Source organism: Catonella sp. (assembly GCF_052169795.1).
Lineage (GTDB): Bacteria > Bacillota > Clostridia > Lachnospirales > Lachnospiraceae > Catonella.
In genome coordinates this window covers 1-18113 of the sequence record NZ_JBQNBU010000044.1, presented here as the reverse complement: position 1 = coordinate 18113, position 18113 = coordinate 1, and the positions used below count along the sequence as shown (strand labels likewise).

At 36.2% G+C, this 18113-nt stretch carries 19 protein-coding genes, 1 tRNA gene and 1 other annotated feature; all 20 genes read right to left on the bottom strand.

The annotated features are described in order from the left end of the window. Positions 1-86: 86 nt before the first annotated feature. Complete coding sequence (locus ACTTKP_RS07765; RefSeq protein WP_442553330.1) at positions 87-845, bottom strand: ABC transporter permease; 759 nt, start codon at positions 843-845, stop codon at positions 87-89. Next, complete coding sequence (locus tag ACTTKP_RS07760) at positions 842-1714, bottom strand: ATP-binding cassette domain-containing protein (protein ID WP_442553329.1); 873 nt, start codon at positions 1712-1714, stop codon at positions 842-844. The genes ACTTKP_RS07765 and ACTTKP_RS07760 overlap by 4 nt, the downstream gene beginning before the upstream one ends. A gap of 4 nt (positions 1715-1718) precedes the next feature. Further along, a complete protein-coding gene (locus tag ACTTKP_RS07755; protein ID WP_442553328.1) occupies positions 1719-3275 on the bottom strand; it encodes a sensor histidine kinase in 1557 nt (518 codons plus the stop codon). After that, the gene (locus ACTTKP_RS07750) at positions 3276-3935 is read right to left on the bottom strand and encodes a response regulator transcription factor (protein ID WP_442553327.1); all 660 of its coding nucleotides are present in this window, start codon (positions 3933-3935) and stop codon (positions 3276-3278) included. 430 nt (positions 3936-4365) lie between these two features. Further along, complete coding sequence (locus ACTTKP_RS07745; protein WP_442553326.1) at positions 4366-5457, bottom strand: HD-GYP domain-containing protein; 1092 nt, start codon at positions 5455-5457, stop codon at positions 4366-4368. A gap of 126 nt (positions 5458-5583) precedes the next feature. Continuing rightward, entirely contained in the window at positions 5584-6846 is a 1263-nt protein-coding gene (locus tag ACTTKP_RS07740; RefSeq protein ID WP_442553325.1) for an ABC transporter substrate-binding protein, read from the bottom strand. A gap of 324 nt (positions 6847-7170) precedes the next feature. Further along, the gene (gene rplL / locus ACTTKP_RS07735; protein WP_442553324.1) at positions 7171-7536 is read right to left on the bottom strand and encodes a 50S ribosomal protein L7/L12; all 366 of its coding nucleotides are present in this window, start codon (positions 7534-7536) and stop codon (positions 7171-7173) included. A gap of 66 nt (positions 7537-7602) precedes the next feature. After that, complete coding sequence (gene rplJ, locus ACTTKP_RS07730; protein WP_442553323.1) at positions 7603-8103, bottom strand: 50S ribosomal protein L10; 501 nt, start codon at positions 8101-8103, stop codon at positions 7603-7605. Positions 8104-8194: 91 nt separating this feature from the next. Beyond that, positions 8195-8330: a sequence feature (ribosomal protein L10 leader region), on the bottom strand. A gap of 96 nt (positions 8331-8426) precedes the next feature. Further along, positions 8427-8499, bottom strand: a tRNA-Thr gene (locus ACTTKP_RS07725). A gap of 56 nt (positions 8500-8555) precedes the next feature. After that, on the bottom strand, positions 8556-9506 hold the full coding sequence (locus ACTTKP_RS07720; protein WP_442553322.1) for an ROK family protein: 951 nt from the start codon (positions 9504-9506) through the stop codon (positions 8556-8558). Between the two features lie 12 nt (positions 9507-9518). Next, a complete protein-coding gene (gene truA, locus ACTTKP_RS07715; protein ID WP_442553321.1) occupies positions 9519-10271 on the bottom strand; it encodes a tRNA pseudouridine(38-40) synthase TruA in 753 nt (250 codons plus the stop codon). Positions 10272-10275: 4 nt separating this feature from the next. Then, positions 10276-11097 carry an energy-coupling factor transporter transmembrane component T family protein gene (locus ACTTKP_RS07710; protein WP_442553320.1) on the bottom strand — a complete coding sequence of 274 codons (822 nt, stop codon included), beginning with the start codon at positions 11095-11097 and terminating at the stop codon, positions 10276-10278. Positions 11098-11123: 26 nt separating this feature from the next. Continuing rightward, complete coding sequence (locus tag ACTTKP_RS07705; protein ID WP_442553319.1) at positions 11124-11969, bottom strand: energy-coupling factor transporter ATPase; 846 nt, start codon at positions 11967-11969, stop codon at positions 11124-11126. Then, positions 11957-12811, bottom strand: coding sequence for an energy-coupling factor transporter ATPase (locus ACTTKP_RS07700; protein ID WP_442553318.1), 855 nt, complete (start codon positions 12809-12811; stop codon positions 11957-11959). The genes ACTTKP_RS07705 and ACTTKP_RS07700 overlap by 13 nt, the downstream gene beginning before the upstream one ends. 148 nt (positions 12812-12959) lie before the next feature. Then, entirely contained in the window at positions 12960-13775 is an 816-nt protein-coding gene (locus ACTTKP_RS07695; RefSeq protein ID WP_442553317.1) for a MurR/RpiR family transcriptional regulator, read from the bottom strand. A 30-nt stretch (positions 13776-13805) separates the two neighbouring features. Further along, the gene (locus ACTTKP_RS07690; protein ID WP_442553316.1) at positions 13806-14435 is read right to left on the bottom strand and encodes a GDSL-type esterase/lipase family protein; all 630 of its coding nucleotides are present in this window, start codon (positions 14433-14435) and stop codon (positions 13806-13808) included. Positions 14436-14538: 103 nt separating this feature from the next. Next, on the bottom strand, positions 14539-14985 hold the full coding sequence (locus ACTTKP_RS07685; protein ID WP_442553315.1) for a YhcH/YjgK/YiaL family protein: 447 nt from the start codon (positions 14983-14985) through the stop codon (positions 14539-14541). 13 nt (positions 14986-14998) lie between these two features. Next, positions 14999-15916: a dihydrodipicolinate synthase family protein gene (locus ACTTKP_RS07680; RefSeq protein WP_442553314.1), complete on the bottom strand. Its 918-nt coding sequence runs from the start codon at positions 15914-15916 to the stop codon at positions 14999-15001. A 98-nt stretch (positions 15917-16014) separates the two neighbouring features. Further along, positions 16015-16878, bottom strand: a complete 864-nt coding sequence (locus tag ACTTKP_RS07675) for a carbohydrate ABC transporter permease (protein WP_442553331.1) — start codon at positions 16876-16878, stop codon at positions 16015-16017. A 51-nt stretch (positions 16879-16929) separates the two neighbouring features. After that, positions 16930-17838, bottom strand: a complete 909-nt coding sequence (locus tag ACTTKP_RS07670; protein ID WP_442553313.1) for a carbohydrate ABC transporter permease — start codon at positions 17836-17838, stop codon at positions 16930-16932. Positions 17839-18113 lie beyond the last annotated feature (275 nt).

The window sequence follows — 18113 nt, the reverse complement described above, 5'->3', positions numbered from 1 at the left end:
TTTTTTATTTATAGTATTTATATTATAAATAAGCTTATTTATTTTAACTATATTTTTACATAACTTTCCCCAATTACCGCAAACTACTACCGTCTTCCCCTTACCTTAAATGAAATCATCATAACTCCTATGCTTACTGCAGCAAAAAATATAAGTGATTGTACAAACGGAGCAAAATTATAGGATTTTCCCATCCAGAAATCTATATAACCATTTCCAAAATGTGTGAACGGAAAGAGCTTACTTACTGTCTGAAGTCCTACAGGCAGGTCTTTAAGTCTTACTCCCATCATGCCGCCAAGTGCCATTATGGTGAAGTATATTGCCATAACTATACCATAAGTTATTCCGAATCTTCTTATCATATTGGCTATTCCATGTGCAAGCGCAAGGCATAAAGCAGAAATCAGATACATTGATACTATCCATACAACTGCCGCAACCGGCTTTGGTGTGGCAACTTCTATAAAACTAAGTGTTCCTATAAGATATAATGCAAAACAGAAAGTTAAAAATATAAAATTAGCAATCAATTTTCCTATAAAAAGCCTGCTTCCAGATAATCCAAAAAGGCTTAATCTTGTAGGTACATCCTTTTCAAGTTCATTTGAAAAAGATGCCGCATAGCCTAAAAACATAGTGGACAGCGGGATTATCATTGACATACCGATTAAAATACTTGCAGTTGCCTCCAGTTTTGCATCTGCCGGAACATCATTCAAAGCTCCCTTTGATATCATTACCATAAGAAAGATAGGAAATACTGCTCCAAAGAAGAATGAATATCCATTGTACAGATTATTTAATAATTCATATTTCACAAGATAAAACATTGATTTTTTCATTGTTTGCCTCCTTTATAATACACAGCCTTAGCATTGATTGTCATAAGTTCTATGTCATTATTGCTTCTTCTGTAGTTTACATTTACGTTACTTAAAGCCTCGGATATAGCTATCTCATCTTCAGGCTCATCACATCTGAGAGCTATCATACCATCAGGCGCTGCTATCTGCTTGTGATTCTTGGCTATATTTTTAGTATTGTCATTTTCTTCACAAAGAATTACTGCCTTTCCACAATACTTCTTAAACAGCTCATCTTTATTTCCAAAATCAATTACTTTTCCGTTGTCAAGATAAAGAATTTTATTTACCAGATGTTCAAGCTCCTCGTAATAGTGTGAGGTTACAAGCAAAGTAGTATTTCTCTCCTTATACCATTCAACTAACTTCTTCATAAGCTTCTGCCTGGTTTCAAAGTCAAGTCCCGATGTTACCTCATCAAGAAGTGTAAGCGGACTTTCGGCACACATAACAAGAATGAGTGTAAGTCTCTGCTTCTGTCCGCCCGAAAGATGTTTCCAACGCCTTTTCAGACAAGGTTCAAATTCAAAGAATTCTATCATTTCCTGAACCTGTTTATTCTCCTTTATAGGCCCGCCTATCAGCATTTCAAGAATTATTCTTATAGGAACAGTGTCTATATAGTCATTTTGCTGCATATGAACTGCAATTTTTTCTATATCTATTCCTCTTTTGATATTTCCCTGGTAATTAACTACACCGAGTACACTTTTTATAAGAGTAGTTTTACCCGCTCCGTTACTACCTATGACACCTACCCTGTCATTGTCTCCTATTTCTATGGTTCGCCCCAAATCAAGAGCTACCTTATCCTTAAATTTAACTGTCACTCTGTCTAATGTTAACATAATGTTATTCCTTTCTTTGTAGTGTAAATCTTACTTTATCATCTAAACTCTCACATCCTAATTCTAAACCTAAAAGTTCTGCAAAATATTTTGCTACATATAGTCCGAGACCATGTCCTCCTCCGCTTTCTCCACCTGTTACAAAAGCTTCAAATAATGATTCTTTTATACTCTCATCTATATGAGCAGGATAATTTATTACAGCTATACTTTCATTTGAAATCTCAATCTTAATTTGTCCTCCGGCTCCTGTATATCTCACTGCATTTCCTATTAGATTGAAAATAATCTGTTCAAACATATTAGGGTCACAGTACCATACAGCTTCTCCATCACAGGATATTGTTAAATTTTTAACTTCCCCCTCTACTCCCGTAGAATTAAGTGCATGCTCCGCAAGCTCTCTTACATCCACATTTATAGGACTGATATTATCTGCTATATGATTAATCCTCAGTATCTCATCCGTCATCTGCTTCACCGACATAAGTTGTTTCTTAACTTCCGGCAAATATTTATCTCTGTCTGAAAATTTTCCTATATTGGATATCATTCCGTCTGTAAGAAGGGAAGCTGCTGCCACAGGAGTTTTTAGCTGATGTGAAAAAGACCTCATAAATATCTCTTTTCTTTCACTTTCCTTATTTAACTTCTCATAAGCTTCCTCCTGTGCCTTATACAAGAGGTTTAGAGACTTGGCAAGCCCTGCTATCTCATCATTTCCCTTTACTGTTATAGGCTCTATATAGCCTCTTCCTCCCCTCCTGTTGTCTGCATCCTGCAAAAGTAAGGTGATAGGCTTAACTATGTTTTTAGAATAAAGTCCTGATGTTATGAAAATAAGCAGTATGATAACCGGAATTATAACAGGGAGCACACTCAATATTACGGGAATTATGTCTGTTACAGAAGGATCAACCACTCCGGCTACTTCAATCAGATATGTATTTTCTCCTCTGTTTACTCCGAAAAATGTAGTATAATCTGTATTTCCGATTGTGTCCTTAACACTCATTTCCATTATAAAAGATTTCTCGCTGAGACTGTAAAACTTTGTATTTTCTTCAGAGAAGTCTGTGACATTGTCATTCAACTTGATATCCACTGAAACCATATTATTATTGGAGAGGTTGTTGTCACCAAATTTTCCCTTAAATTTTTCAAAAATCTTTTCAAATTCTTTTCTTAAATCTTTTAACTCATTTTTATTTTTTCCTAAATCTTTATTATTCTTAAAAGCTCCTCTCAATTTATCCAGTATATCTCTTAAGTCTTTATCTTTAATTTCTATGTTACCCTTCATAGAATTGTTGGAAATCTCTATTTTGTAACCATCTAACGGAATCTTTATTCCAAAACTTTTAGTTGGAATACTCTCTGCAGAATTTCCTTCGCTTTCTATAAAACCTGTAAATGATGTCTTGAAATCATTGTAATTTACCTCTTTTCTATAAGCTGTATAAAGTGATGGCAACATTAAAAGAAGATAGCCTATTATAAATATTCCTACAACTCCGGCTAAGATTATACTGTATAACAAGTTTTTATTTGCCAGTTTCATTTAATCCTCCTTCCATCTGTATCCTATGCCTATAACTGTATCAATTACATTTACAGGCAGTTTTTTTCTCAGGTTCTTTATATGCGCATCTATTATCCTGTCATTTCCTATATAATCTTCATTAAATATACTAAGAATAAGCTGTTCTCTTGACAGCACCTGATTAGGTGAATCGTGAAGTGTTTTTATCAGTAAAAACTCGCTTACTGTAAGATTTAAGTCTTTTCCCTCATAATATGCCCTGTATGCTTTATCATCTATAACCAATGAACTGTCTTTCATCTTCACATCATCACTTATTCTTCTAAGCAATACCTCTATTCTTTTAAGAAGAATAATAGGTGAGGCAGGTTTGGTTATGTAGTCATCCGCAAAGAAATTAAATGCTTCAACCTGTGTATTTATATCTTCGTATGCAGTTAGCATTATCACTCCCATGTCTGATTTAAGTTCTGTTCTGATATGTTCAAGCACCTTCAGTCCGCTTATTCCCGGTACTCTTATATCAAGCACTGCCAGATCAAAATTTTTCTCTTTAAGTCTTTCTACCGCCTCGTCTCCGTTCCCGCACTCAGTAACCTTGTGTCCTGCTACATTCATATATTCAACAATTACTTCTCTTATAGTAACTTCATCTTCTAAAAATAATATTTCTGCCATCTCGTATCTCCTCTTTCTTTATGTATATATCTTAGCATAGTCATATGAATTTCATATGAAGACCGTATGTTTTTTCTGTATGACATTATATATTTTTCGATTTAAAATGTAAAAAAGTATCCCACCTTTTTATGAGATACTATATTAATTCGACAATTGATATGTTATAATTTTATTGTTGTCGCACCTATTCTGGCAACAGAAGGGAGATGCCAAAATGTATATTATTGAGTTTCTTTTTACTGTTACGGCAAGTGTATTCAGCTACATCATTTGCAAATGGCTAGACAGTAAAAATAACGACAACTAGCCTGTAAGCATGAAGAACCCCCAAGGTCAGCACACCTTGGGGGTTTTGGTGTCAAATGCATATTATTGATTTCTTACATTTTCATTATAACCCAAATTCAGCTATTTTACAAGTCTTTTGTTAAATCACTTCATCAATATACAAATCCTTCCTTTTTGAAAGATCTATAAATTCATTTCCTGAAACTACCATAGGCTTAGACAGATAAACTTTATTTGTCATAAGCACTTTGGCTTCTCTTCCATCATTTAACATAACCCTTGTTCCTATAAAATTATCTGCTATATGCTCCAAGAATACCGTATACATTCCTGCATCATATTTTTGTATACCGTCATCCTCAAACATCTTAATAACCTTAAACGGACACACCATCCCTCTATAAGACCTCGCAGAAGTGATTGCATCATAAATATCAACTAAAGCAATAAGTCTTGCATAAGGATCAATTCTCTTTGGATTAAACGGAACCGGATAACCTGTTCCATCCAATTTCTGATGATGTTGGAGTGCTGCATTTATAACATGAGGATTGGCATTCATTTCTTTAAGAATCTCATAACCTGCCATAGGATGATTTCTCATTATATCAAACTCTTCATCCGTAAGTTTGCCCGGCTTCGAAATAATCTCACTCGGAATAGTAAGCTTTCCTATATCATGATAAAGTCCACATTCCTGTGCAATTGCAATCTCCTTAGGAGAACAACCAAGCCACTGTGCAAGCAATCCTGCAAGCATTGCCACATTAAGACTATGCACAAAACATACATCATCAAAACGCCGTAAGTTCGCAAGCAAATCAAAGGTAGGAAGACTTCCTTCCGGCATAATCAAATCACCCATTATCTTCCTTGCCGTAGTTTCAAGATCTGCGTCCGGATTACCGTCCACAATGCGGTTCAACGCTCCTCTTAACTTAACTACTCCTGATGAGAATTTCCCCCTAAAAAGTTTATAATCAGGACTCTGCTGAACTCTCTCATAGTAAGAATATCTTTCATCAGAATAAGAAACAACCGGCTTCTCTTCTTTCTCAAAATCCTTTTTCGCCTTAATAAATACAAAGGAAACACTGTTATTCTTAAGTTTTTCTATGCTATCTGCGGTAACTTCTTCACCAGAATTAAGAAGCAGAAGCCCTGCCTTTGTATGAACATCTTTAGCTATTACCATTCCAGGCTGCAATTCCCCACATCTCTTCAATAACATATCTTTTCCTCACCAAAAGTTAATATTTGTATATTTATTATAACTATTTTTATGATTAATAGCAATACAAATTCTTATCTCTTTATAACAGGTAATTATTAACCCTCAAAAATTAATAATCCTCCTTCACTTGACCTTCCAGTCCTGAATCTCCCAGTTTATACAATATTGCGGAGTACCTTTACGGACAAATAGCAGATAGCGGTCATAGTACTCATGCAGGGATGATGCTAAATTTGCTCCATAACAAAGATCCCAGTCAACAGCTCTGGGACCATTAACCTTATCAGTAGGAGCTGTCCAAAGAATTTTAGCCAAATCGCCTTCTACCAGCTTATACTCCATTTTAACTCCCACAGCTGCCAAATATTCCTGTATAGTCTTCATAAAATCAACTGTAGCTTTATCTTTATAATAATAAACCGTTTTAAGTACTGTGTTTGAATTCCATTTTGCCTCAGCCAAAAGCTTTTTAGCCAGTTTTGGATTGTAATCATACTTATTAAGATTAGCTGCCTTAGCATTTGTTTCCTGTATAAGAACATCTGCAGGAATCACGTAACCTTGCATAATATTCTCACAGATAGTTTTCATATCAACTGCATAACGCAAAGCCTGCCTAACTTTTTTATTAGATAAAGGTGATGGAGAACCATCTTTCCTTGCAAATTTGTACACATAAAACAATCTTGTGTAGCGCCCCTCTATATAAGTCACTGTAATTCCCGGTGTCCCTTCAATTTCCTGTAAGTCAGATATTGACTTAGTATATCCATAATCCAGATTACCCGATTTTACCCTAGTGACAAATTTTGAATCTGTATCACCGGGACTCGGAAGAAGCTGAATCTTAAAATCAGGAACCCCATTATGCCAAAAAATATTATCTTTCAAAGTAAAAATGATTTTTTTCCCATTACTGCTTACCTCATATGTCGCAAGAGCATCAGGATGATTAGGTATAGGCTTCAGCTTGTCATCAGCTACTATTAAATGGCTGTACAATGCTTTATTATATATGCAGGTACCCGGATTTAACCATGGAGTTTCAAAAAACTCTTCAGGTCCTCCATTGGAACGGATTACTTTCCCCGATTCTTGTAATGTTAATGAATCATTCATTTCATACTGTTGTAAGAGTGAAGATATAGTCCCACTACTTGAACTTATTGAGTCTACCACAATATCAGTATCATTTTTAGCACAACCTAGCATATTAATAAACAGACTCACTACAAACAAAACGCAAAGTGAGTTCTTAATACTTTTTTCATACTTTCCACTTCCTTCTAAAGTATTCCTCCAAATATAAGTCTCTTTAATTATACTTGACCTAAAATCATTTTCAATATAATAAAGCAAAATGAAAGTATTTTCATTTTTTTGCAATAATTAGATATTTCCTCCATATTCTTTGCTTATTTTTTGTTCGATTTGTATGCTAAACTGAAAAAAGTTTCAATAATATTAAAAACACTGTACATTACCGGTTCTTTAATAAGTAGTTTAAAATTTACTATTAATAAGAAAGAATCCTGCTTTGCAGGATTCACCGCCTGCGGCGGGTCGCACAAGCGACATCTACATATCCGCCGCAGTGCGATCCCTCGGAGAGATTTTTATTTAATAGGGAATTTCGGAGAAATTTCCTATTAAATAAAAAAAGCAGATATTACAATACGCAATACCTGCTTTAATAAATCTTCCACTTTATTATTTAAGTGTAACCTTAGCTCCAGCCTCTTCAAGCTTAGCCTTGATAGACTCAGCATCTTCCTTAGTTGTAGCTTCTTTGATAACCTTTGGAGCAGCCTCAACTGCTTCCTTAGCTTCCTTAAGACCAAGGCCTGTAAGCTCACGAACAACTTTGATAACCTTAATCTTCTCTGCGCCTACTTCTGTAAGCTCTACATCAAATTCTGTCTTCTCTTCAGCTGCTGCTGCGCCAGCGCCTGCTGCTGCAACTACAACACCTGCTGCTGCAGATACACCAAATTCTTCCTCGCAAGCCTTTACGAGATCGTTTAATTCAAGTACGCTCATACCTTTGATAACATCAATAAATTCCTGAGTTGTCATTTTTAATACCTCCATAATAATTAAATAATATTTTGGTCAATTCTTTTGACCATCTGATAAACAGTTTTACGCTTCAGCTCCATTACCCTGCTTCTCTGCAATCTGCTTAAGCACACGAGCAAAGTTGGTAATAGGTGACTGTAAGCTGCCAAGGAGTTTGGAAATAAGCTCCTCTCTTGAAGGGATAGTTGCAATAACTGTCATTCCCTTTGCATCGTAGTAAGTTCCTTCTACAACGCCGGACTTAATTTCAAGTGCTTTTGCCTGCTTTGCAAAATTAGCGATAATTCTTGCTGCAGCAGTAGCATCCTCATAAGAAAATGCAACAGATGAAGGTCCTTCTAAGTCCACATCTAACTGTGAAAAATCAGTTCCTTCAAACGCACGCTTTAAGAGAGTGTTCTTGTATACTTTGTATACTACTCCTGCCTCTCTTAACTCCTTACGGAGTTTTGTGTCCTGCTCAACAGTGAGTCCACGATAGTCTACTAAAACTGCAGAACTTGCTTTTTCAACATGTCCCTTAATTTCGTCAACTATTGGCTGTTTGATTTCAACTTTAGGCATAATCTTCCTCCATTCCGAAACACCTTTAATCAGTTAACTGATTGGGATAGAGCGTTTCTAGTAATATCCCCTTACTGCTTGAAGTCAGATGTATTACAATAAAAAAGACCTGAAACTGCTAGAGTTCAGACCGTAATATTCTTAAAAATAATTACATCCCTCGGCAGGCGTTTTAACTTACACATCTTAGATGTACCTGCTGTCTTCGGCAGCTGTTCTTAACGAACGATACTATTTATAACATAGTTGTGATATATTGTCAAGCATTAATGTAAAAAAGACCCGTCAAAATTTGACCGACCTTTTTATTCCCAATTTGTATAAGCTGGCGACGGGAGTCGGACCCGTGACCTCCGCACTACCAATGCGACGCTCTACCACCTGAGCCACGCCAGCAACAAGATTACTTTCATAAGTAACCTCAAACATTTTACTAAATTTTAAGTTAAATGTCAAGCATCAATTACAAATTTTACTGCACCTATGATTCCTGCATCATTTCTAAGCTCTGCCGCCTCTACTCTTAAGTCCTGTGCAAAATTATCCATTACACCGTTAAGTACCTTATCACGAACCTTATCCACAAAAAGCTTCTTCTGCTTAGATACTCCACCACCTAAGATAACCATTTCAGGATTGAAAGTATGAACAAGTCCTACAAGTGCAGCCGAAATATAGTTTATCCATTCATCCACATATTTTATAACAGCCTTATTTCCTGCTTCCACTTCCTTAAATATAAGCCTTCCGTCTACCTCTTCTTCCTTTATTCCCGTAATTTCACCTGAAATAACCGCTTTTTTTACATTTCTTACAAGTGCACTTGTAGAACCATAGTGTTCTATGCACCCTGTATTTCCACAGGAACATCCTTCTCCCTCTACATTTACCGGTATATGCCCTATCTCTCCGGCAAATCCTTTCCTGCCAAGTAAAATTTTTGAATCAACTATAATTCCACCACCTACTCCTGTACCGACAGTCATTACTACCACATTCTCTTTGCCTTTTGCGGCCCCCTTCCACATCTCTCCAAGGGCAGCTGCATTAGCATCATTTAAAACAGCCGTTTTAACACCAAACTCCTGTTCAAACCTCTCCTTTATATTGGTACCTTTCCAGTTCTTGATATGTCCTGCAGAGCCTTCTACTATCCCAAGCTTAGAATTAATTCCTCCCGTAGCAGACACACCTATTCCCTCAAGTTCGGAAAATTCTTTACTATTCTTTTCCATAAAGTCTTTAACACCCTTAACTACAGTTTCTATAATAGGAGTTTCATAATCATCAAATTTTACAGGATACTCAAAAACTTCACTGGCCAAGCTTCCTTCACCACTTACAAGTCCAAGCTTCGCCGCTGTTCCCCCTATGTCTACTCCCAAATAAATTTTATCTGACATTTCGTTCCCCTTTCAAACATTATCCTCTTTATACCTTATTCCCATCAAAAATAATCCGTTCGCAGGTAAAGTAGTTCCAAGATGTTTCCTATCTTTTTTCTCAATAATATCAGGAATCTCTTCAGGTTTTATCTTACCTTCCCCTACTTTTACTAAAGTCCCTGCTATTATTCTCACCATGTTATATAGAAAACCATCTCCTCTAACCCTGATAACAAGACCATTTCTAGGTGCCTCTTCTATATCAATTTGAAATACTGTCCTTACCTTATCCTCTTTATCAGTTTTAGCTGAACAAAACGATGTAAAATCATGTCTCCCTTCTATAAACTTCGCTGCCTCTCTCATTGCCTCAATATCCAGAGCATGATTTACATTATACCTGTACATTCTATCTGTTGGAAATATAATTTTGTTCATATCGATATGATATTCATAAGTCTTGTCGAGTACATTTCTTCTTGGGTGAAAGTTTGCTGCTACCTCTGAACTCTCCATTACCCTTATGCTTTTTATTATATTGGCATTTATGGCTAATGCTAACTTTTCTGCAGGAATCTTCGTATTAGAGTCAAATACGGCTACATTGCCATAAGCATGTACTCCCGTATCTGTCCTGCTTGCCCCAACAGTCACTATTTTTTCTCCTAAGAGTTCTGAAAGTACATCATTTAATAATCCTTCAACCGTAGGAAGTTCAGGCTGATACTGATACCCACAATAAGCCAGTCCGTCATAAGCAACTATTAGTTTAAATCTCTTCATATATTTAAACTCCGATAAATTTATTAGCTACAATATTGATGACTATTAATATGAAAACATATGCAAAGCAGGTTATATAAGCCATCCTATCTCTACTCTTATATTGAAGCGGTTTCATCTTTGTCCTGCCCTCACCTCCATGATAACACCTTGCTTCCATTGCCATAGCAAGGTCTATTGCTCTTCTAAATGCAGAAACAAACAGTGGAACCAATATAGGGATAAGTGCCTTTACCTTCTTTATAAAGCCTCCTGTTTCAAAATCTGCTCCTCTGGCCGACTGCGCCTTCATTATCTTATCGGTTTCTTCTAATAAAATAGGGATGAACCTAAGAGCTATTGACATCATCATAGCTATTTCATGTACCGGAAGTCCTATCTTTTTAAATACCGAAAGTCCTTTTTCCATTCCATCTGTAAGCTGGTTCGGACTTGTTGTAAGTGTAAGCATCGATGAGCCTATGATGAGTAAAATAAGTCTTATTCCCATAAAAATTGCGGTTCTAAGTCCCTCTTCAGTTATCCTCACACTTCCAAAAATATGGACAAGTTCCTTTCCCGGCGTAAGAAACATATTGAAAACAACTGTAAATAATAGCAGAATAAAGATGGCACGAAGCCCCTTTATTATAAACTTAAATGGTACTTTTGAAAGTTTGATTACCATTCCCAAAAATAAAATGACCGCTGCATATCCCAAAAAACTGCTGAACAAAAACAGTGATACTATAAAAATCAGAGTCCCTGCAAGCTTTACTCTCGGATCAAGCTTATGTATCACTGATTCCGCCGGATAATACTGCCCTATTGTTATATCTCTAACCATTTCACATCCTATCTATGTTAAAACATTCACAAACTTAAAGCTTTTAGTATTTCTTCCTTTGCCTCTTCCACAGTGGAAACATCCGTATTAACAGACAAACCTAATTCTTTCATTTCCTGCATTACATAAGTAACTTGAGGTGCAGACAGCCCCATTCTTTCAAGTTCTCTAAAATGTCTGAAAACTCCCTTAGGTGTGCCATCAAATGCAACCCGTCCTGCGTTCATTGCAATTATCCTATCTGCATACTTAGCCACATCTTCCATGCTGTGGGATACAAGTATTACCGTCAAACCTTCCTTATGAAGTTTTGCTATCTGATCTAAAATTTCATCCCTACCCCTTGGATCAAGCCCTGCTGTAGGCTCATCTAAAATCAGTATTTCAGGCTTCATTGCAAGCACCCCTGCAATAGCCACCCTTCTCTTCTGCCCTCCTGAAAGTTCAAACGGAGATACATCATAGTATTTTTCAGATAATCCTACCTGTCTTATAGCCTCAAAAGCTCTCATATCCACTTCAAGTTTATCTAAACCTAAATTTTTAGGTCCGAACTTAACATCTTCGAGTACAGTGGTTTCAAAAAGCTGGTGCTCCGGATACTGAAATACCAATCCTACCTTACTTCTAAGGCTCTTCATCTCAAAATCTTTATCATAAATATCCCGTCCGTTAAAATATATAGTTCCGCTAGTTGCCTTTTCAAGTCCGTTAAAATGCTGTATAAGTGTAGATTTTCCTGAGCCTGTATGCCCTATGATACCGATAAATTCACCTTTATTTATCGTAAGGCTTACATCGTTAAGAGCTTTTTTTTCATAGGCTGTACCTTGGCTATACACATAATTTATATGATCTGCTATGAGTAACATCTTCTAATAGCCTCCTTAAATTCATCAACTGTAAGGACAGTTTCACTTATCGGAATGCCACTCTTTTTTAGCTCATATGCAAGTTTTGTAACCTGAGGCACATCAAGCCTGTAATTTTCCAGTTCATCAACCTCAGCAAATACTTCCCTTGGAGTTCCCTGTAAAACAACTTTTCCGCCCTCCATTACAAATACTTTGTCTGCATTTATGACTTCATCCATGTAGTGCGTAATCAAAATTATGGTTATTCCTTCATTTTTATTTAGCCTGTGTACGGTCTTAAGCACTTCCTTCCTTCCTATCGGATCAAGCATTGCTGTTGGCTCGTCTAACACTATGCATTTAGGCTTCATAGCCATGATTCCTGCAATGGCTACTCTCTGTTTCTGTCCTCCTGACAGTTTATTAGGTGAATGCTTGGCATAGCCTGACATTCCTACCGCTTCTAAACTTTCCTTAACTCTCTCCAGTATCTCTTCTGTTGGAACTCCTATATTTTCAGGACCAAAGCCCACATCTTCTTCTACAACTGAGGCAATTATTTGATTGTCAGGATTCTGAAATACCATTCCTGCACTTTGTCTTATTTTTAACAAATTAGCTGTATCCCTTGTATCAAATCCATTTATCCACACCGTTCCCTCTGTCGGTACTAAAAGGGCATTGAGGTGTTTTGCCAAAGTGGATTTACCGGAACCGTTATGTCCTAATATAGCTATGAAATCCCCCTCATTGACTTCAAGCTTCACTCCATCTATGGCTCTTTCTATCTCTTCTGTATTACCTTCCTCATCACGCCTTATATATTCAAATACAAGATTCTTGATATCTATTATCTTCATTCGCTCTGCCTGTCTTTCATATCATCTTGATGGTTAGCTGTATTTGCCTATATTGAAAGTGAACTTTCATATAGGCAACATAAACTAACCATCTTGACAAAGTATAACACAAAAATAATAAAATTATAAGTGATAAATATAATTATTTTCAGCCTCCAACACCCTTAAGCGCCTCTACAGATTGATTGTGCAGAGCATCTTTTTCTAATCTGTTCCGTCCCACATATTCATTATACAATACATCAATTAATAAAAGCATAGGAAATTGCGGTGAAATGGTATTACCGGAATTAAGATGTTTTAATGACGCTACCAGTACTACCTCATCACAATATTTTTTAAACTCTCCATTAGCTGAAGAAGTAAATAATACTGCTGTTGCCTTCTTCTCCTTAGCCTTTTTTAATAAATACATAACCGCCTCAGTTTCACCACTGAGCGAAAAACCTATAACCAAATGCTTTGGTGTCAAAAATGGTGCCTGCATTTTTATTCTATCCGGATTATCAATACTGTCAATATCTACTCCTATACGCATAAAACGGCTTTCCATTTCTTTTGAAACATAACCGTTACTACCTAATCCAAACGCAATCACTCTCTTCTTTTCGTATAAAAAATTTGTCAGTCTTGCAATCTGCGTCTCATCCATTAAATTATAAGTCTTATTGAGCAGTTCCTGATAACTCTCATAAACTGTTTTAGCTGTCTTTGTTTCCTTCTTTTCTACAAAGGCTTCTTTATACTCATATACAAATTCCCTATAACCATGAAAACCACATTTTTTGGCGAATCTGGAAAGAGAGGCATTGGATACGAATAAGGTTTCGGTCATATGTTTTGCTGATAAATCAATATGCTCAGTATTGCTCAGGAAGAAATCTGCAATTACCTTCTCTGCCTGTGTAAACGCATTATATCTGGATTCTATCACCGGAAGCAAAGACTTGGAATATAAAGCCATATAACAACTCCTTCCTAAATATATTTCAAATTATTCTGCATTTTTTATAGTCTGAAATATTTGCATTGCAAGTTTTTTATGACTTTCTGCATCTAAATGCATATAATCAATATCATTCATTTTACAAAATTCACCTGCATTGATATAATAACAGCCTTCATTTTTTGCATGCATTTCGTATAACTTAGCAAGTTTTGAGGATTTCTCACTGCAAGCTCCCATCTCACCGGCTACTGCAGAAGTTTCACATCCCTTTTCTATTGGTGGAGGTGTTATTACTAAAATATGTGGCTCATCTAACCATACATCAAGTAATTTTGCTGTTCGAATCAGTCTCCTCACTCCATCAGCTATATTTTGTGGAGCAGCACTGAATCTCTCTTTACAATCATTTGTACCAAGCATTATAGTAAGCCATTCAATTTGTGAGTGACTTTGAAGACAGGGTACCAGGTATTTAAGTCCATTCATTCCTTCATTTAACGGATCTTCAAAAACTGCTGTCCTTCCACAAAGTCCCTCTTCAACTACTATAAATTCCTCTAAAAGGCTCTGTAATACTCCCGTATATCTTATATCTTTACCAAATCTCCCATTAGTAACCACATCATATCCCCAAGTATTGGAATCTCCAAAGCAAACTATTCGCTTTTCCCGCATAAATGCCTCCTAAATATTATTGTATATTACAAAACATCTGCTAAAATATTTAATCATGACTCCCATTGCCACAATATACGCAGATGTTTTGATAAAATGATATTTATTTGAATCGAACTTTAAAAGTTGCCTTTCGTATAAGCTCAGGCTTATCAGTCATGATCCCCGGTCTATGACCATCCTGAGGCATACATACAAGAAAATCTCCTGCATATAAATTTACGGTACCTACAGGCTCTCCATAAAGAGTCATAATATCCGGCTTATACTCTCCTGCTTCCATATTGGCTGTAATGCAAATATCTATACGCTCACTCCCACGAACAATATAATGTATATCGCAATAATCTTTATGTGCTTCAAATGCCCTTTCCTCTACCGGAGCCGTTGTAAATTCCATAAGATTTACAAAGACATCATCCCCATCTATATCATATCTTTTAAGTTCCATAGTCAACAGGTCATTATTCTTTACAAATTCAAAGCACTTTTTAAACTTCTCCTGTAGAAACTCATACTGTTCAGGATATTTTATATTTCCAAATACCATAACTGCTCTCCTTTTAACAGTATTTTGCTACTGCATCTCTGATCATTTTAGCAGCCTCTTCTACTATAGGCATATCTTCTTTATTAAGTTCATAAAGAGGTGCTCTTACGCTTCCGATATTGAGTTTCTCATTTATTCTAAGAATTTCTTTGATTACACCGTACATATTACCGGTTGCGGAACACATCTTGTAAATAATTTCATTGGCTGCATACTGAACTTCTCTTGCCTTATCAAATTCACCTTTTTTAACCAGTTCATCCATTTTTAAGAAAAGCTCAGGCATAGCACCGTAAGTACCGCCAATTCCGCCTTCTGCTCCTATAGCTCTTCCACTTATAAACTGTTCATCAGGGCCGTTGAAAATGATATAATCCTCTCCTGCACCAGCCTTAAACATCTGAATATCCTGTACAGGCATTGAAGAATTCTTAACACCGATTACATTTTTATTATTACGCATAGTTTCAAACAATTTTCCTGTAAGAGCAACACCGGCAAGCTGTGGAATATTGTAAATAACAAAATCCGTATTTGGTGCAGCACTGCTTATATCATTCCAATACTTAGCTATAGCATATTCAGGCAGTCTGAAATAAATAGGAGGAATTGCCGCAATCGCATCAACTCCTACCTTCTCAGAATGTGCTGCAAGTTCCATAGAATCCTTTGTGTTATTGCAAGCCACATGATTTATAACTGTAAGCTTGCCCTTTGCTACTTCCATTACACTCTCAATTACAAGTTTTCTGTCAGCAACACTCTGGTAAATACACTCCCCTGAAGAACCGTTTGTGTAAATTCCCTTAACACCCTTTTTAATAAAATACTCTGTAAGAGCCTTTACCCTGTCAGGGCTTATTTCACCCTTTTCATCATAACAAGCGTAAAATGCAGGTATTATACCTTTGTACTTGTCCAAATTTCTCATTTTTCCTACCTTCTTTCTTAAAATAAAATGTTTATAACTAGCGTAACAGCCTACATATAAGCTAATCACGCTAGTTTATAAAATCGTATATTAGTTCATCAACCCTTAACTGCACCCATTGCTATTCCTCTTGTAAAATACTTCTGGAACAACAGGAATACTATAAGAATTGGAATAGATGCAAGAGATGCACCTGACATAATAAGTCCGAAGTCTGTAGCATTTTCTACCTGAAGCTTTGCTATACCAAGTGATATGGTTAAATTTTCTTTTGCACTAAGCATAATTAACTGCATAAAATAATCATTCCAGCTATTTATAAAAGTAAAGATTGCAAGTGCACCTATACCCGGCTTAACCATAGGCAGTACTATCTGAATAAATGTCTTAGCCTCATTTGCCCCATCTATTCTGGCTGCTTCAAGCATTTCATTAGGCACACCCTCTGAGAACTGTTTCATAAGAAATACACCAAATGGCCAGCCCACTGTAGGAAAAATTACTGCCCATATAGTATTATAAAGTTTAAGAGCTGACATTTCACGAAGCAGCGGAATAAGAATAACCTGCTTTGGAAGTGCCATAGCTGCTACTATAAGTGAAAAGAGTAATATTCTTCCACGAAAACGCTTCTTAGCAAGAGCATAGCCTGCCATAGCTGCTGTAAGACAAGTAAGTGCCATAGCTGCTACTGCCATAAATACAGTATTTAGGAGCCACTTTACCGCACCCGCAATTTCCGGTCCCTTTAGTTCTCCAATCTTATAAAGAGGAAACTTTTGTTTAGTAAAAAGTTTGGTAAAGTTTGTCATTACCCATTCACTCGGAAACCAAACCGGAGATGTTGCATTTATTTCAGCAGGAGTCTTAAATGCTCCCGTGATTATCCAATACAATGGAAAAGTAAAAAGTATGGCAAGAATTATAAGTACCACCAAGCAGAATATTCTGTAAGGTGTCATCCTTTTAATACCTGAACCGCCAAATTCTACATTTTTATTCTTCTTCATCTTCTACCTCTTTCTAGCTGCAAAGAACTGAACTGCAGAAATCACTCCAATAAATATTGCAAGTACTACTCCCATAGCATTACCATATCCATACTTATAAAGCTTAAATGCTGTATAATAGATATAGTACATAACAGTATCCGTACTGTGGTTAGGACCACCTGATGTAAGCAACTGGATAAGTGCAAAACACTGGAAACTGTTAATAGTAGTAATAACTAAGATATAAAGAGTAGTAGGCATAATATTTGCCCATTTAATTCTCCAAAATATCTGGAAAGGTGTTGCACCATCTACCTGTGCCGCCTCTATAAAAGACATATCCACATTTCCAAGTGCAGCAACATAAAGTACTATAGGCTGACCTACAGAGGTAGTAAAAAGTATAAGGATAATACACCAAAGCGCAAATCTCTCATCTCCAAGCCAGTTGATATTTTTATCAAGAATTCCTGTAGCCTTTCCTAAATAATTAGCTACACCATAATAGTTATTAAATATCCACTTCCAAACTACTGTAACAGCAACTGAACCTGTAACAACAGGAAGATAAAATATAACCCTGAATATGGAAAGCAACTTCCCGTTCATTTGATAAATAGCTGCTGATACCCAAAGTGAAAATATAGCTACTACCGGAACTGAGACAACCACTATTAAAAAGGTATTGGCAAGTGCCTTTAAGAATACCTTATCACTAAAAAGATTAATATAATTGTCAAATCCTATAAATACATCTTTTACATCCTTGCCCATTGTAGAATCAAAGAAACTCGTATATATACATAAAATCATAGGTATTATTACGAATCCTACAAAGAAAATAAGACTTGGAAGTAAGAAAAGATAAGCATTTCTTGTTTCTCTTGCGGCAAGAACTTTGCTTCTTACCGAAACTGCATTTGTTCTCAAAACAGTTTCCTCACTTTCTAATATAATATTTACTCCAAATTATTCTTTACATTCCTATAAAAAGAACCATAGCCGCGGTTCAGACTGCAGCATAAGTTAGTTTGCTCTCTAATCTGAGTATTCCGCGGTCTATGGCACATTTTTTATCTAAAGATTATTTTCTTACCTTATTTAGAAGCAGCTGTGTTAGCTTCTTTATTACACTCGGTTACAACAGTCTTTATATCATCTCCTGCTCCAACCTTCTGAAGCATATTCCACCAAGCTGTACGAGT

Excerpts from the sequence above, each read along its gene's own strand:
- ACTTKP_RS07765 (WP_442553330.1), bottom strand. The coding sequence starts at position 845 with ATGAAAAAATCAATGTTTTATCTTGTGAAATATGAATTATTAAATAAT.
- ACTTKP_RS07760 (WP_442553329.1), bottom strand. The coding sequence starts at position 1,714 with ATGTTAACATTAGACAGAGTGACAGTTAAATTTAAGGATAAGGTAGCT.
- ACTTKP_RS07755 (WP_442553328.1), bottom strand. The coding sequence starts at position 3,275 with ATGAAACTGGCAAATAAAAACTTGTTATACAGTATAATCTTAGCCGGA.
- ACTTKP_RS07750 (WP_442553327.1), bottom strand. The coding sequence starts at position 3,935 with ATGGCAGAAATATTATTTTTAGAAGATGAAGTTACTATAAGAGAAGTA.
- ACTTKP_RS07745 (WP_442553326.1), bottom strand. The coding sequence starts at position 5,457 with ATGTTATTGAAGAGATGTGGGGAATTGCAGCCTGGAATGGTAATAGCT.
- rplL (WP_442553324.1), bottom strand. The coding sequence starts at position 7,536 with ATGACAACTCAGGAATTTATTGATGTTATCAAAGGTATGAGCGTACTT.
- rplJ (WP_442553323.1), bottom strand. The coding sequence starts at position 8,103 with ATGCCTAAAGTTGAAATCAAACAGCCAATAGTTGACGAAATTAAGGGA.
- ACTTKP_RS07720 (WP_442553322.1), bottom strand. The coding sequence starts at position 9,506 with ATGTCAGATAAAATTTATTTGGGAGTAGACATAGGGGGAACAGCGGCG.
- truA (WP_442553321.1), bottom strand. The coding sequence starts at position 10,271 with ATGAAGAGATTTAAACTAATAGTTGCTTATGACGGACTGGCTTATTGT.
- ACTTKP_RS07710 (WP_442553320.1), bottom strand. The coding sequence starts at position 11,097 with ATGGTTAGAGATATAACAATAGGGCAGTATTATCCGGCGGAATCAGTG.
- ACTTKP_RS07705 (WP_442553319.1), bottom strand. The coding sequence starts at position 11,969 with ATGTTACTCATAGCAGATCATATAAATTATGTGTATAGCCAAGGTACA.
- ACTTKP_RS07700 (WP_442553318.1), bottom strand. The coding sequence starts at position 12,811 with ATGAAGATAATAGATATCAAGAATCTTGTATTTGAATATATAAGGCGT.
- ACTTKP_RS07695 (WP_442553317.1), bottom strand. The coding sequence starts at position 13,775 with ATGGCTTTATATTCCAAGTCTTTGCTTCCGGTGATAGAATCCAGATAT.
- ACTTKP_RS07690 (WP_442553316.1), bottom strand. The coding sequence starts at position 14,435 with ATGCGGGAAAAGCGAATAGTTTGCTTTGGAGATTCCAATACTTGGGGA.
- ACTTKP_RS07685 (WP_442553315.1), bottom strand. The coding sequence starts at position 14,985 with ATGGTATTTGGAAATATAAAATATCCTGAACAGTATGAGTTTCTACAG.
- ACTTKP_RS07680 (WP_442553314.1), bottom strand. The coding sequence starts at position 15,916 with ATGAGAAATTTGGACAAGTACAAAGGTATAATACCTGCATTTTACGCT.
- ACTTKP_RS07675 (WP_442553331.1), bottom strand. The coding sequence starts at position 16,878 with ATGACACCTTACAGAATATTCTGCTTGGTGGTACTTATAATTCTTGCC.